Origin of the sequence: Aeoliella sp. (assembly GCF_965227375.1) — a bacterium.
In the GTDB taxonomy this organism is placed as follows: Bacteria; Planctomycetota; Planctomycetia; order Pirellulales; family Lacipirellulaceae; genus Aeoliella.
Map to the genome: position 1 here is coordinate 1,985,041 of NZ_CBDDFX010000002.1, position 15,927 is coordinate 2,000,967.

Consider the following 15,927-nt stretch of genomic DNA (forward strand, 5'->3'; position numbering starts at 1 on the left):
CATGAGAACGGTAATTCGACGATTCGCGTTGGCTATCATCCTTGTGTTCTTGCATTCGCAAGCCAGCGGCGATGAAGCTATCTTTCCCAAACAGAGGATTCTCGTTGTCGTCGGCGCTGAAGGCCAGGAAGAGTATGGTCAGATGTTCCGCAAGTGGGTCGACCAGTGGCGTTACGCGGCGGATGCCGCGCAGGCACATTTGCAGGTTATCGGCGAATCCGTCGACGACACCGCCGATCGTGAACAGATCGCCGCCGCGCTGCGGCGGCAATCGAAGGATGGGTCCGACTTGTTTTGGCTGGTGCTCATCGGCCACGGAACCTACGACGGTAACTCGGCGAAATTCAACTTGCGCGGCGTCGACGTAACTGCCGAGGAACTCGCCGAGTGGCTTGCGCCGATTCAGTCGCCGACGGTTGTGATCAACTGTGCCTCGTCGAGCGGGCCGTTCCTCAATCAGCTGTCGGCCGACGGTCGCATCGTGATTACCGCCACCAGAAGTGGTTATGAACTCAATTTCGCCCGTTTCGGTCAGTTTATTGCGGGGGCCACTACCGATCCGCAGGCCGATCTCGACAAGGACGACCAGGTTTCGCTTCTCGAAGCTTATCTCACGGCGTGCCGCCGCGTTGAGGAGTTCTACGAGGAGGACGCCCGCCTCGCCACTGAACATGCCCTGCTCGATGACAACGGCGACGGGCTTGGTACTCCGGCAAGCTGGTTTCGTGGACTACGAGCAACGCAGCGAGCAAAAGAAGGCGCCGAATTGGACGGCGTTCGTGCCCATCAGGCACATCTAGTCGCCAGTGATCGCGAAGCTCGCATGCCAGTGGAACTCCGCAAACGCCGCGACGCACTGGAACTCGAACTGGAGGCAATCCGCGAGCAGAAGCCAAAGCTCGATGAGGAAGAGTACTACAGTCAACTCGAATCGCTAATGCTGAAGCTAGCCACGGTTTACCAATCCGCAGAGGCCGACAGCGAAGCGCCAGAGAACGGCCAGACCGACACGCCCGCGGAATCGAGTGATTGAGTCATATCGGTCCCCGCGTCGACTCCACCGAGCTCATCCGGTCGCCAGCAACTCGCGATTGCCGTGCGACGCGACAATCGTACTCAATGTCGGACAGTAGTCTCGAGCTTCGATTCCGGCGGCGGCGGTGGGGTGCAGGGGTCCAGATAGCCCTGAGACTTCGCGCAGTTCCGTAGCGTGTATGCCGAACTCCTTCAGCAGCTTGAAGCCCAAGCCGCCAGGATTAGAGCCTTGCCATAGAAGCTGTAGGCTTCTTCAAAATCCAATCGCGTCCCACAGCCGATCCTGGAACTTCCGTCCAATCTGCGACTCCTGGTCTCAATCCGGGACTCATTTGTTAGGCGATAGCCAAACCACCCCGCGCTAGCACGCCAATCGCATTAGCATCTAAAGTGTTTCTCAAAAAGAGCTTACAGCCGATTTGGATGCTAGAGCTGGACAAACGAGACGACTGGTCTAATAATTGCAGCAGTAGCGAGCATGATCATGCCGCGACAGAACTTTGTCCTACTTCACTATTCGAGCCGGCTATGACCGTCACGACCACCGACACGAAACAGAGAATCATCGAGGCAGCCGCACATGCGATGATCGAGAAGAGCTACAACGGCGTGGGGCTCAGCGAGATCCTCAACGAGGCCCAAGTGCCCAAAGGTTCGTTTTATCACTTCTTCAAGTCGAAGGAGCACCTCGGCATTGCCGTGGTGGAGAAGGCAGCGGCCGACAAGTGCCATCGGTTGCGCGAGCACTTCTCGAATCGGAAGTTGACTCCACTTGCTCGCCTTCGGGGAGTATTCGAGGAAGTCCGAACAGACGTGTTAGAGGGAAATGTCCGCAGCGAGTGTGTTTTGTGCAAGCTGGCATTAGAACAAGCGGCGCTCAGCGACCTGATGCGGGTGGCCATCCACTCCGCTTTCGATCAGTTCAAGGCATTGACCTCGCAAGTACTGAGGGAGGCACAAGCAGAAGGCGAGATTGACGCGAACCTTGATGCCGAAACACTGTCCGACTTCCTGACGGTCTCGTTTCACGGAGCGATGATTCGCGTTGAGATCGACAATGAACTGAGGGCGGTCGACAATTTCCTGCATTACGTGTTCGAAGTCCTGCTGAAGTGAGGAGGGCTCTGCGCCCACCTCCTTTTTTTACGACAATCACTAGACGACTGGTCTAATCGAAGAGGCTCCCAGCATGATACGCACAGCTTCCACGTTATTCACGCTCTTAGCGTTGCTCGCACCCCATTCCTGGGGACAGCAGCCTCCCAGCACGGTCAGGGCGGCACTAGTTGAGAACCGCGATGTCCAGCACCACCACCGCGTGACCGGTAGCCTTAGGGCAGTGGCGCGCGGAGACGTTTCGGCGCTCGAAGAAGGACGAATCGTCGAGATCACTGTCCGTGAGGGAGCAGAGATTCGTCAAGGCGACGTCATTGCACGGTTAGATCAGCGTCGGCTCGCCGCTCAGCGATCCGAACTAGTGGCCTCTCTCAAGGCAGCCGAAGCAACGGTTTCTCAAACGAAGCTTGAACTGATGCAAGCTCGCCGAGACCTAGAGCGTTCACGAGACTTGGTCGCGTCCCGCGCTGTGACCGTCGAGGAGTTTCAGCACCGAGAGACCAACGCTGCCGTGGCGGAGGCGAACCTCGCCACGAACGAGCGTCGTGTCGCTGAGGAGCAGAGTCAGCTGGAACTCATTGATGTTCGGCTTGCAGACATGGTGGTTCGAGCTCCCTACGACGGATTTGTCGTCTCTAGGCATGCGGAGCCTGGTGAGTGGATACGCCCTGGCGAACCGTTCATCACACTTGTTTCATCGGGAACGATCGAAGCATGGCTGGACGTGCCCGAACGCTTTTCTCAATCGCTTTCCGACAGTTCACTGCAAGTTAAAGCCGAGGGAGTGCAGGAGTCGCTTGGCGCCTTGGCTGTGAAACGAGTATCGGACGTCAACACACGAACACGGACGTTTCCGCTTGTACTAACTCTCGACGATCGTGCAGGACAGCTTGTCCCGGGCATGTCCGTGAGTGCGTGGCTTCCGTTGGGTCCACGCCAGTCACGTCTCACGGTTCCGAAGGATGCCGTGATTCGCAGCGGGCGAACCGCCTATGTCTACAAGGCAGTCGATCAGCCCTCCGGCGCCGTGGCTGTGCAAACGCCAGTGAGTGTAGCGTTTGAGACAGGCGAATCGGTCGTGCTCTCAGGCGGCAACTTGGTGGCAGGCGACCTAGTGGTCATTGAGGGCAACGAGCGGTTGATGCCCGGTTCCGCCATTGTCGTATTCACCCAGCAGTCAGACGGAACGGACGGTAATAAGCGCGTTGCATCACGCGACCATTGACTCACCATTCAGAAGACCCGCTTCCCAGGCGTTCCTAGAAAGATAATGCCATGAACGTTGTTCAGCTTGCAGTTAAACAGCCGATCACTGTTGCCGTCGGTGTCATTCTGTCGGTGATGGCGGGTGTGCTTGCGTTCAATCGGGTGCCCATCCGTATGGCGCCTGAGGTCGAGTCGGTGGTGATCTCGGTATCGACCGCCTGGGAGAATGCCTCGGCACAGGAGGTCGAAAGCGACGTCATCGAGCTACAAGAACGACGGTTGGGCGATCTCTCGGGTCTGATCACCATGACAAGTATAAGCCAGCCGGGCATGGGTCAAATACGCCTGGAGTTTCAGACTGGCACCGACATCGACGCAGCGATGGCGGAAGTAGACCAAAAGCTATCGGAGGTGCCCAGTTACCCGGAGTCGGTCGACGAGCCAAACATCGAGGACTACGATCCGGAGTCAGTCGACTACATCTCATGGATTGGCCTAGCCTCGACAGACCCCACCTTCGATGCGACAACACTGTATGACTTCATGGAGCGACGAATCAAGCCTCGCTTCGAGCGAATCAATGGCATCTCACAAGTCGGAATCCGTGGCGCGCGTGAGGCCGAGGTGCAGGTGCGGGTTGATCCCCTACGACTCGCGCAGCGTGGAGTAACCTACGCCGAACTCGTCGAGTCCCTGCAGGCGAACAACGGGAACTTCTCGGGTGGCAAACTGCCCGATGGAAAGAGCGACATACGCGTTCGTTCGATTGGCCGCTTTCGAGACGCCGAGTGGGTCTCTGGTATCGTCATCCGCCGAGAGGAAGGCCGACCGATATATATCCGCGATGTAGCAGAGGTTGTCCCGACTCACAAGGAACTCACCGAGTGGGTGCGGGCTCGTGGCCAAACGATGCCGTTCTTCAACTTTCAGCTCGCCAATGGCGGCAATCTTCTGGAGACGATGTCCGCCATCCAGGACGAAGTCAAGGAACTAAACGCCCCCGGGGGTATGCTCGAGCAGCACGCCCAGCAGTTGGGCATCAACGGCACGCTGGAACTTGTGCAAACGTATGACTCCACCACCTACGTTAAGGATGCCATTGAGCTGGTGAAGGGCAACATCTTGGTCGGTGGTCTGTTAGCCGTGGCAACGCTGTTGTTCTTTCTCCGGTCACTTCGCACGATCGGCGTGATTGCCATCGCCATTCCCATTTCCACTGTGGTAGCGGTGGTGGTGCTAGTCGTGTTGGGCCGAACGATGAACATCATCTCACTCGCGGGAATGGCGTTCGCGGTTGGAATGGTGGTCGACAACGCGATCGTCGTAATCGAGAACATCTTCCGCCACCTTCAGATGGGCAAATCTCCCAAGCAATCAGCGCTTGATGGCACTTCGGAAGTGGCCAACGCAGTGCTTGCCTCCACGCTTACAACCTTGGTGGTGTTCATTCCCATCCTGCTGATCGAAGAACAAGCGGGCCAGCTATTCCGCGACATCTCCTTGGCGATCATGGCGGCAGTGGGTGTGAGCTTCATTGTTTCAATTACAGTCATCCCGTCCGCCGCCGGGCTGTTGCTAACCACACCCAAGCAGAGGACTTCCAAGCACTACAAAGCTAGCAAAAGCATGGCAGGTAAACTTAGGGCGAAGTTGCGCTCCGCAGTCAGCGCATTAACCAATGTCCCTGCCTTGGTTGGCAAGCTGGTCTACGCACTTACCGGCAGCTGGCTTACTAGAATCGCGGTTGTTGCCGTATTCGGCACGGCGACCATCCTCGGGATCTGGTTGCTCGCTCCTCCGCTAGACTATTTGCCCCAGGGCAATCGCAACATCGTGTTTGGCTTGTTGATTCCACCTCCCGGCTACAACGTCGATCAACTGTCGGCAATTGGCGAGCGAATGGAGCAGCAGATTAAACCCGCCTGGGAAGCTGCTGGGGACAAGTTCGGCGCCGAAGCAGCCCTGCGAGGGGGGCCGTGGGATGGTGTCGACCGCCGAACACCTGTGCCCGTTGCACCGGGGTCGGACCAAGAAGTTCTGCCGCCGCCGCTGGAGCACTATTTTCTCGTGGCCTTTGATGGCCGCGTGTTCCAGGTAGGTATCTCGCAAGACAAGAAGCGAGTCGTGGACGCATTGCCCCTCATGAACAAGGCGGTCGACGGTGAGGATGCGCCTGACGTGATCAATTTTGCCTTCCAGCTTCCGCTATTTCGAACTGGTGGCACAACGGGCTCTGCAATCAAAGTGGATGTAGTCGGCGACGACCTTACCGCGGTGACCAATGCCTCCGCTGCGCTGTTTATGAATCTGGCGAACGAGTACGGTCCCTACAGCATCACCCCTGAGCCGGCGAACTTCCTTCTGCCCACCCCGGAGATTCGCGTCACTCCCGACGACGAACGGTTGCGCGATGTTGGCATGACCCGTCGCGATCTGGGACTCGCCGTGGCAGCCAGTGGCGATGGAATCCTGCTGGTGCGGGCGTTTGACGTGGGTGGTGAACTGAAGGACTTGAAGATCATCAATCAAGAAGCGTTGGGCGAGCATCCCACCGACGCCCTACAGAACACGCCTATCTCGACACCAGACGGAAACGTACTGGACATTCAAAGTCTTTCCACGATCGAGCGAGTTCGCGAGCCCGACCAGGTCAAGCACGTCGATCGTCAACGCGCGGTGACACTGCAATTTACCCCCCCACCGGGAGTTCCGCTCCAGCAAGCGGTGGACGCGGTGAACGCGCAGATCGCCCAGCTTCGCAAGGCAGGAGCGATTGCTCCTGGTGTGGAAGTCAACCTGGCGGGATCGGCGGGGCAACTGGCGATGCTAAAACAGGCACTGCTGGGCGATGGAACCATTGTAGGCACAATCGGTAGCTCGCTGTTCTTGGCATTCCTGATCGTCTACCTGTTGATGGTTGTCTTGTTCCAGAGCTGGACTTATCCGCTAGTGATCATGGTCAGCGTTCCCTTGGCGACACTTGGCGGCTTTCTGGGGCTGGCCATTGTGCATCATTGGAGCGTAGTGGATCGCTATATGCCGGTGCAGAACATGGATGTACTTACGATCCTGGGATTCGTCATCCTCGCAGGTGTTGTGGTCAACAATGCCATCCTGATCGTCTACCAGGCCATTAACTTCATGAAGGGCCGGTCGGAAGAAGGAGAAGACACCTCGCACCTCACTCCACGCCAGGCCATCGCCAAAAGCGTTGAGAGCCGAGTCCGGCCGATCTTGATGAGCACACTTACCAGTGTGGGCGGCATGCTGCCCTTGGTGCTGATGCCCGGATCCGGCAGCGAACTCTACCGTGGATTGGGGGCCGTTGTGGTCGGCGGGCTAGTGGTCTCCACCGTATTCACGATGCTACTTGTACCCGTGCTCTTGAGCATGCTGTTCGACCTACGTAGTCGCCGCGCTGTCGAGCAGTCAGAACTGCCTGATGACGCTCCTTTCGTTCCAGCTTCCAGGCCTGAGGAGAATGGGAATCACGTTGCCGAGAGAGAACTGACCCTGAAGGCTTAGCCGTGGTGGGCGTGCCAAGCTATGAATTCTTCCTCGGGGGGAAGGACAATTTGTCGATCGACGTCAGCCCTTACCAGATAAGAGTACCGGAGGTAGGACTCGAACCCACGCGCCCTTGGGCACTGGATTTTGAATCCGCTATTTGCATGTGGCAGGCAGGTAGCCTTGAGTGGACAGGTGGGTGGAATGTCCTTTTAACCGTTGGCGCCAATCCTACTGGGTAACTGGGTGGCACTTGGATTGGCTTTGCGTGCCCCCAACTGTGACAGGAATGTGACAGTATCACTCGGGCGACCAACGGGCTCTCAGTTCTTCGTTTGCATGAAACGCGCAACCACCCAACGCCGGTCGCGACTACAGATCGGCCGCTTCATCCGGCGACTCAGTCATGCCAGATTCCAGTGGTTGCGGGTGGGCTGGCTCGACATCTGGCACGGGTGTGTTCTTCGACGGTGGAGCAGGCGTGCAGCCAACCGAACACAGAAGCAAGCAGGCGGAAACAACAGGAACCGTGCAGTGCACGATAATCTTCCAGAAGTTCATGGGTAGTTATTAAACTCTCTGCGTTCTGTAGTGTAAGGTACAAGCATTTATGGCGAGGTTGCTTGAGCCAGTAACGCCAATGCGTCGAAGCTGATTCAGCGATTTGGGCCGGTTACTCCTCTCGCAAGACTTCCCCTCCCTGGTAGCTCGCGAGCGACACAAGCGTTTCAATGTCGATATCCTTGGACAGTGAGCGTACCGAGCCATCTCCGAAGCAGAACTGGACTATTCCCGAATGGAGACTGCTGAACTGCAGCAAGTACATCTCGAATGTAATTCCGTCTGGGCCGGGTGTGTTGAACTGCGAAGCGTCCAACCCGTTGGCGACGTACATCGTGGCAGTTCCCGCCCATGCGTGTCCCCACACATAGCCGCCGTGCCGTCCCCCGGCCAATGGAATGTTCTCTCCGCTCATACCCGGAGACTCGCCAAAGAACAGAGTATTGGACAACCCATCCGTGACCCTGCGGGCGGGGATCTCTTTTCTAACTCGAAAGACCCCTGCTAAATCCTCGTCTACGCTCCTGTCGGAGAAGGAATACCCTTCCACGGCGGGAGTCACGGAAGGACTGCCAATCGTAGGCCAGTAGCCCATCACGCCCAGGTAGTGGGTCAAACCAAAGGGCGCGGTCGATGCAAGATCGCCGCTGGCCTTCATCCTCCCCGTTCCAAATCTGTCCCAAAAAACCATGTTCCCCACCGACACTTCAGGTCGGATATCAGTCACGGTCGGGCAAATCAACGATTCGATCCGCGCTTGCGCTGCCACGTTAGCGTTGGGTGCTTTGGTAGGATGGCGCCAATCGCTATTGCCGTAACTCTTTACCGACAATGGAAAATCCATCGAAAAGCGATCGTAGACCTGGTTTTCCTCCATGAACGGCAGCAGAGGCACAATGACCCCGGTAATCTGGTAATGGTTCGGAGCGGGCCGAAACGGATCATTGATCGCATTGAACGGGGACGTCGGAGACCCCAGGTGTCCGGGAGGGAACTTCCCATGCGTTGACTCATATCCAAGAGCGGCCAATCCCACCTGTTTGAGGTTGTTGGTGCAAGCCACCCGACGCGCCGCTTCGCGCGCACTTTGAACGGCCGGCAACAGCATTGCGATAAGAATGCCAATGATCGCAATTACCACAAGCAACTCCACCAAGGTGAAGCCGAGTCGCGTGTGTCTGGTGTTGCGATAATTCATGTCCGTCGTCCTTGGTCACGGGTGGTTGCTCAGCAAGAGCCGGCCGAAGAGAACGCACCCGCCGGCCAGCAGCAGCGACAAGGCTGTCGGTTCAGGCACGCGCATGGCCAGCGGCGTTGGATTGTTTGCAGTGGTGGCGCCGAAGTTGGCCTTCCACCAGTCGTAGTCTTGAGCGTTTACGGCTCCAGTGACGTTGGGGTCGCGCCCTGCACCAAGTGTTTCTCCTGGAGCACCCAGGTTGTTTCGCCAGATCGTGTAGTCGGCCAGGTTAACAATCCCGTCGAGATTGTAGTCTCCGGGGAGAACTGTTGATCCCTGATCAACCATGAAGCGAATGAACGCAGGTCCCAGGAAGTTGTCATCGGTATCACTGAAGGACACCATGGCGTACACCCAGCCGGAATCACTCAACCGCGCTGCGACGAAACCAAACTCTTCCACTACCACGTCCATCAAATCGTCGCCGAAGTCCAATGAAATGGTTTCGCCTTGAGTGAGCAACGCTGTGGTGTTGTTATAGACTAGCAACTCGTCGGCACCTGGGTCGGGGTTTTCGGTATCCCAGACCCAAATGTAGTTTCCGTTGCTGTTGCCATCGATAGCGCCTGCGGCGTTGTCGTCATAGGCGTAGCCATTGGGTGCGATGTCACCAGCTTTGGCAAGCAAGTCTCCATTCTTGATCGCTACATGGTCTCCATTGGTCAAACCACCCAGGACATACCAGTCGCCATTAGATGCAAGCGTGCCGAGCCAAGCAGTGTCGAAAACGCCGTCTCCGATGGGAGTGGCGTTCTCCTGTAACACGGCCGTGCCCTCAGTGCCAACGGCCCCGTAGACGATCACATCGTCCATGGTCACACTTCCGTCGGTATCCCCCTGGAACAAGAAAGTCGCTCCATCTGGAGTAACCACGAGATCACTCTGGTCCCACTGATCCAGGATGCCATTAGGGTAGGCGGTAACTCCGACTTGAGGTCCAATGGCCGTCGAGCCGTTGTTGCTCAGTGCAACACCGTAATTCGAAGGAACGCCTTCGCCAGTGACTCCTTCGGAAAGGAACGCTACTTGCCCATTCTCCAATGCGTTTACGCCGTGCAGGCCATCGGATCCACTACCCCAGATTCCATACTGAGTGCCGGGGTAGGCGGGAATGTCGGCGTGTTCGGCGGCAACAATCGAGATCGCCGAACCATCGTACTGGTAGATGAAGGAGTTCGGCTCGCCCGTCGAATTGGAGGAAGAATTGGAGATAGCTCCGGCTACCATTCCGCTGTTATTGATGGAGGTTTCGAGTGTGAGTCCGTGAGCCGAGATGCTACCCGTCACACCGGGATATGGCAGTGGAGTCACTCCCTCCTGCCAAATAACTTCTAAAGACGAAGAGCCTTGCCCTCGCAAGTGAACATTGTCCGTGGAAGTGTTGCCCGAAATGCTGAACTCTCCCGACCACCAGTTTCCGTCGGGGCTGATGGCGAAGTTCTCCATGTTGTCGATGGGTCGATCTGCGATGCCGATGTCCGATTTGGACCCAAATGTCGCGACTAGCACCTCGGCCTCAATGCCGGTGGCTTGTGTTTCCGAAGCAAGCAGGAGAGTTGCCGCGAGGCAAGTCGCTATGACAGAACTAGGTTTTGAAATGAGCATTCGTTTGCAGGTCACACAGTGTCTTAGTTTAGTCAGTTAGTCTATTTCGCAGAGTGTCGCTCGCAGAACACTGGTCGCATGCGAACAACTCCAACCCCCACCATTGCGATCAGCATCGTGCAGATTCCTGTGGGTTCGGGTACCGCTGACAAGGAATCAATGCCGGTGGAGATCGACTCGCCGAAGTGCGATTTCCAAAGGTTGTAGTCACCGATGTCCACACCGTTGAGGCCATCGCCGCCGCCGTTCAAGGGAGTTTCGTCCTCTTTGCCCAAGTTGTTTCGCCAGACCGTGTAGTCCGCAAGGCTGACCATGCCATCGCCGTTGAAGTCGCCGTCGAGTTGCGTGATGTCGCCAACTTCAACGAGTTCGATGTAGTTGAAGTACCCTTGATGCGTAACCGGGGTGGACAGGCCGGTTGTGGTATCCAAGACGTAGACACCACTATTGTTCTCGGCTGTGGTGTATAGAATGTTGCCGTTGCCAAGCTCGTACACTCCACGACATGTGGGAGTTGGCCAGTAATTGAGTTGCTCCCCTGTGGTACCGTCAAACCGGTAGACGCCCATGGGGTGGTCGAGTCCTGCGGCAAGTATGTCGCCGTTGGCCGCGAGGTTCATTTGCACGACGTCGTCAATTCCAGTCACTCCGTCGCTATTGACGAGAGTTTCGAGAAAGGATCCATCCAAGCCATAGCGGTAGATCTTGTCGCCGACGTTGACATCGTACTCGCCGATGAGGACATCGTTCTCACGGACCAGGATGTCGAAGGACTTGATATTTTCGGTGAAGAGCGACATCGCACCGGAGTCGAGGTCGATCTCAATCCCCTTGTAGAAGAACAGTGGATGGCCCAGTCCTCCAAGATTCGATACCAGCAACTTCCCTCCAAGCATGTCGCCACCTAAGGCGTTGTACAGGCCATATTCGGTTCCCGTGGCCTTGGTGGCGATGGTGCCTAGCTCTTTGCCGTCGAAGTCATATTCCTTGGTTAGGCCGCCGTGGTCGATGACAATGATCGAGTCGCGGCCGCTGCCAAGGACATTTCGTGGTTGGGTTTGGCCGGTGCCATTCAGGTCCATGAAATTCAGGTCGACAATAGACCCATCGTATGGATCGAACGCGCAGATGCGTTTGAGCGCGGCGTCGGGAATCAGAAGCAGCTCTTCGGCGGCAGCGCGCCTCTCAGTTGCCGACGCCGATACACCAAGCAGCACACCCAGCAGCGTCGCACTATTAAGTAATTTCATTAACCTGTTCATCTACTTACCCTTGCTTCCTCTTCCCCGTGTGCGGGGTGCCTGTTCGTCCCACTAATTGCACTTCGTTGCCTGTTTCAGCTCAACGCAATTTTGCCCTTCTCCCATAGAGCCCGTCGTAAATGCACTGCAGGTAAGGGCCCCCAAAAAAGGCCCCTACCCGCAGGATAAGCACTAGCTGTGCCGCAATTATTACTTCGCCACGGCAAACCGACGCCGGATGCTGCTGCCCAGCGCGACGATCAGCCCGCCAGCAACCAGTGCAATCGAACCAGGTTCGGGAACCGCTCGCAAGCGAATGAAAGCGTTGCCATTGTTGGCTCCGGTGAGTGGATCTCCCAGCGTAACCATGGTGTAGACGTATCCATCATCACCGATCTCTGCAGCGAAGTTCCAAAACTCGTTGATGAGATAGGCTTCGGGCCCATTTCCCATGTCGAGCATCACCTCGTCGCCCTCAGTGAGAAGGACAGTCGAACCGTTGTAGACTAGGATCTCATCGGTAGTCGAATCCGGCTTATCGGTATCCCAAAGTGAGATGTAGTTGCCTGACGAATTTCCATCGATTGCTCCAAACGAGACTGAAGTATAAAGGTGTCCATTTGGAGCCAACATGCCCTCCTGCTCGAGAACCTGACCGTTCCTGATAGTGACATGCGTATTGTCCGTTGTGTCGCCACTTGCATACCAGTCGCCGTTTCCAGCCAAGGCGACCTGGTAAGACTCATCGTAAAAATCTCCTGCAATTGGTGTAACACCTTCTTGCAGGACCACGGTACCCGCTGTGCCAATGGCGCCGTAGACAACAACATCATCGAAGCTTGAACTGGCAGTCGTGTCGCCCTGAAAGAGGAAGGTCGAACCGTCTTCCGACATAAAGTAGTCCTCACTGTCAAAAATCGCCAACGGTGCATCGTTGGGCACTGCACCATAGACGGTTGCGCCCGTTTGTTGACCAGCCAGAACCGTGCCATCGGCCGTGAGGGCGACATCGTCTTCGGTGGTGGGCAAAGACCCTCCCGTGCCATTGGCGATAAACGCAACTTGGCCGTTGGCGAGCATGTTGGGGGAGTGCATGATTACACCGTAAGTTTCGTCCCCCGTTCCATAGCCTGGTGCAGGGACAAGCTGATCTTGGCCAGCGACAATCGATACCGAGCCATCGTACTTGTATATGAATCCATCTGGCTCGCCCGCGGTCTTGTTTTTGATGTAACCAGCGACCGAACCATTGTTGCTAACCGAAGGAATCAGTGTAGGAGAAATAATGTCAATCAAGCCAGTGACACCAGGAAACGAAGTTAACGAAGCAACGCCTTCCCGCACAACGATGTCGGAAACCGCATTTCCCTGCCCTCGCACATGAATGTAGTCGTTATTCGGGTCACTGTTGTCGAGGGCCAGTGTAGTAGACCACCAGCTGCCGTCTTCGCTTAGTTTGAAGTCCCGCATGATGGAAACCGTGCGGCCATCGATACCAACGTCCGCTTTTGGCCCTACGGTGGAGACGATAACCTCGATCCCTGCACCTACCACAGTAGAGGCAGAGATCGCGAACAAGCTCGCGAGGAACATGGTGGCTTGGATGGGGAGCCACTTCACACTTCGGGACATTAGGCTTTCCTTTCTCGGGGGTGATTAACTCAATGTAGAATTGTTGGACTCTTGAACCGTCGGATTTACTCAACACACAAGCGGGTAGTTGTTGTGAGCGGTCGACCGAAGATTCAGCCAGAATATCGATCTGCAGCAATCGGACGTCGGACCTAGGGTCCAAGCATGACAACCTGATGTTTCGCCTGTAGGTGTTAATACCGCCGCAGAGGCGTGGGTCGCCGAAACCCATTTTTTTTCGGATACTACGATGGGGTCCGTTCGAAAAAGCAGAAATGCTGATCAACTCTCCCATTTTGTGCGACCGTTTTGCCGCTAGTGGTATTGGGAAGTGGCAGGATTGCGTAATTTGATCGCCGAATTCTCGGTTGGCCGCAGCCAGAATGAGGATGCCGCCTAGACCACCGAGTTGTTTCCCACAGGCGTCGAATCAAAAGAACTGAGCTACATGATGTCAGTGCCCCCAGAAGACAACGCTTTAAGCACCGAAGAATTTGTCCAGTTGTTGACAAGCGAGCAAGGTCGGTTGTCTAGCTACATTCGTATGCTGGTGCTCGATCATCACGCGGCCAGCAACGTGCTTCAGGAAACCAACTTGATATTGTGGCGAAAGGTAGCCGACTTCCAGCCAGGAACCAGCTTCGCGGCCTGGGCCCGTCAGATTGCCTACTGGCAAGTGCAGGCGCACCTCCGCAATCAGAAGCGGGATAAACATCACTTCGGCGAAGAACTAGTGGAGCAGTTGGCGGAAGCCTCCGTGAATCAAGAGCAGGAGGATGAGATGCGCTCGGCACTCCGCAAGTGCATGCAGGTGCTTGGCCACCCCGAGTTGGAGTTGCTTCGCTGGCGGTATGAAGAAGATACCCCGATTGGCACACTGGCCCAGAAACTCGGACAAACACAATCGGCGGTCAAATCTCGTTTGTCGAGAGTACGCAAGTCGCTGTATGCATGCATCCAGCAACGTTTAGCCACCACTTGAAAGGGCGGTCTGGGACAACCAGCTTCTTGGTAAACTGGGGAACCGGTCGCTGAAGACAAATAGTCATCCATTCCATCCATGGTATTCGTGCAATGGACCACGAACGCTACGAAATAGTAAGACTGCTTTTCGAACTGCGAGACGAAGGCATTGCGCCCAATCGAGTAGCTCAACTCAAAGAGCTACTCGACGGTCGACCCGATCTTCAGTCGTATTACTGCCAAGCAACTCGCCTTGCGGATATGATTCCGGAGGAACTGGGAGCTGCTATTTCGGAAATGGCTGTTGCAGCACCGCAGGCTATGGCTAGCACCGTTGCATTCACCAAACCATCAACGCCCAATACTCGCCAACTCCGCACAGCGACTTGGCGGGTGCCGCTCGCAGCATCACTGCTTGCGTTTGCCACGTGGGGGGCATTCTACTGGGGCTGGATCGACAGGACTGGGAATCCCGCCCCGATTTATCAACCATCGTTAGTGCATCGAGAGTACGTCCAGTCGAGTCCAGAGGGGCTGGTGATCACCCAGCCAAGCGCACTTCGACTGCTGAGCGAGGCAATGCGTCTCCAGCCGCTAAAACGAATTGTACTACCAGATATCAATGGCGAACTCGGCGACACCTCCAGTGCATCGGGAGACAATCGAGTGTGGTTTGAAGGTACCGGCTGGCGAGGCTACGGTCTCCTCCTGGAACTGCCCGGCCATCACACAATGGAGATCGCAGGGCGAACTGGAGTGCGAATGCTGAACACGTTCGCGGCATTAGAGGTGGACTTGGATACCCCCAAGCTGATCAACCTCATTTCCACCCGACCAGCCGAAGGGATCGTGCGGATCGAGCATGAACAAGCTGGTTCACTCGGCCGGTCCGTGTTGAAGAACACCAGTTCTGAAATGCGCCATGTCATCTTGGTGGGGTCGCACGCTCCGCCAAACACCATCGCTCACGGCGATTGGAATATAAGCGACTATCGCATTCTGCACGATTCAAATGAAGTGACTGTTGTAGGCTGGCGGAATGAAATAGCTAGCAAGTCGGAAGAAACAGATAGTGCTGCGTTGTTTGGTGATATGTGCGCAGTCTTGCACGTCTCGCCCCCCAGTCACGAGTACACCTTTGACACCAGCGACATTCTGTTCGATCCCCCGGCAGCCCTGGAAGCAGGGAAATCCACTCCTCAGAGCAGTGATTTGTTGCTGAATCTCAAACCTGACGAACAACTCGTTCTACTGGTTGCCAACTCCTCGCTGGCGCCAAGTGTGATAGAGGTCATCGAACACGAGACCAATCAAGTAGTATGGAAACAAGAAGTCGGCCAGGCCCAAGAGGTAGCCAACGCCCATTCAACTCGCGCCTACACAATGGTCAATCATGCGGACCTTAGTCGTCGTTTCCGGTTGCGGCATCTGGAAAGCATCGTGTCGGACTCTACTGACGTTGCCTGGACCATTCGTCCATTCACCGTTCGTGCGACTGCAGTAGATGCCGAATTAATCGGCTTCGAAGATTCAGCAGACACCTCCCAACTCATCAACTGGGAGGACTCGTCGATACAAGTGTTTCACTTCAAGCCATGAGGGCTGGCGAGGAACATCGAGTACCTCTTCTCGGTTCTCTAGGTAACACGCACGATCTGATTCAGGGAGTCTGACCTGCTATCGAAATCCTGATCCAGTTGTTGTGAAGGTCGAACGAGTCCTTTAGCAAGGAGACCCTTGAGATGAGCACGAAGCGACGTCGGCGTCATTCGCCGGAACAGGTTGTTAAGAAGTTGCGAGATGCGGACGCGATGCTAAACGCCG

The 15,927-nt window shown here is 56.0% G+C and carries 11 protein-coding genes; 6 read left to right on the forward strand and 5 right to left on the reverse strand.

What is annotated here, in order from left to right; translation table 11 throughout:
• Position 1 precedes the first annotated feature (1 nt).
• From ACQK2L_RS20820 to ACQK2L_RS20835, 4 genes are all read left to right on the forward strand, one after another.
• Positions 2-1,033 (forward strand): hypothetical protein, encoded by a 1,032-nt coding sequence (locus ACQK2L_RS20820; protein WP_425398974.1) that lies wholly within the window; start codon positions 2-4, stop codon positions 1,031-1,033.
• Positions 1,034-1,563: 530 nt separating this feature from the next.
• Entirely contained in the window at positions 1,564-2,151 is a 588-nt protein-coding gene (locus ACQK2L_RS20825) for a TetR/AcrR family transcriptional regulator (RefSeq protein WP_425398975.1), read from the forward strand.
• Positions 2,152-2,224: 73 nt separating this feature from the next.
• Positions 2,225-3,376 (forward strand): efflux RND transporter periplasmic adaptor subunit, encoded by a 1,152-nt coding sequence (locus tag ACQK2L_RS20830; protein ID WP_425398976.1) that lies wholly within the window; start codon positions 2,225-2,227, stop codon positions 3,374-3,376.
• Between the two features lie 50 nt (positions 3,377-3,426).
• Entirely contained in the window at positions 3,427-6,882 is a 3,456-nt protein-coding gene (locus ACQK2L_RS20835) for an efflux RND transporter permease subunit (RefSeq protein ID WP_425398977.1), read from the forward strand.
• 354 nt (positions 6,883-7,236) lie between these two features.
• Here ACQK2L_RS20835 and ACQK2L_RS20840 read toward each other — a convergent pair whose 3' ends face one another.
• The 5 genes from ACQK2L_RS20840 to ACQK2L_RS20860 form a co-directional block, all read right to left on the reverse strand.
• Positions 7,237-7,425 carry a hypothetical protein gene (locus tag ACQK2L_RS20840; protein WP_425398978.1) on the reverse strand — a complete coding sequence of 63 codons (189 nt, stop codon included), beginning with the start codon at positions 7,423-7,425 and terminating at the stop codon, positions 7,237-7,239.
• Positions 7,426-7,537: 112 nt separating this feature from the next.
• Positions 7,538-8,623: a DUF1559 domain-containing protein gene (locus ACQK2L_RS20845; protein ID WP_425398979.1), complete on the reverse strand. Its 1,086-nt coding sequence runs from the start codon at positions 8,621-8,623 to the stop codon at positions 7,538-7,540.
• Between the two features lie 15 nt (positions 8,624-8,638).
• Positions 8,639-10,267 carry a hypothetical protein gene (locus ACQK2L_RS20850; RefSeq protein WP_425398980.1) on the reverse strand — a complete coding sequence of 543 codons (1,629 nt, stop codon included), beginning with the start codon at positions 10,265-10,267 and terminating at the stop codon, positions 8,639-8,641.
• A 41-nt stretch (positions 10,268-10,308) separates the two neighbouring features.
• Positions 10,309-11,517 carry a hypothetical protein gene (locus ACQK2L_RS20855; protein WP_425398981.1) on the reverse strand — a complete coding sequence of 403 codons (1,209 nt, stop codon included), beginning with the start codon at positions 11,515-11,517 and terminating at the stop codon, positions 10,309-10,311.
• A gap of 201 nt (positions 11,518-11,718) precedes the next feature.
• Positions 11,719-13,140 (reverse strand): PEP-CTERM sorting domain-containing protein, encoded by a 1,422-nt coding sequence (locus ACQK2L_RS20860; RefSeq protein ID WP_425398982.1) that lies wholly within the window; start codon positions 13,138-13,140, stop codon positions 11,719-11,721.
• Between the two features lie 448 nt (positions 13,141-13,588).
• On the opposite strand from ACQK2L_RS20860, the gene ACQK2L_RS20865 reads away from it, so the two are divergent.
• Together ACQK2L_RS20865 and ACQK2L_RS20870 are read left to right on the forward strand one after the other, a co-directional pair.
• A complete protein-coding gene (locus ACQK2L_RS20865; RefSeq protein ID WP_425398983.1) occupies positions 13,589-14,122 on the forward strand; it encodes a sigma-70 family RNA polymerase sigma factor in 534 nt (177 codons plus the stop codon).
• Between the two features lie 560 nt (positions 14,123-14,682).
• Entirely contained in the window at positions 14,683-15,702 is a 1,020-nt protein-coding gene (locus ACQK2L_RS20870) for a hypothetical protein (RefSeq protein ID WP_425398984.1), read from the forward strand.
• The last annotated feature ends 225 nt before the right edge of the window (positions 15,703-15,927 follow it).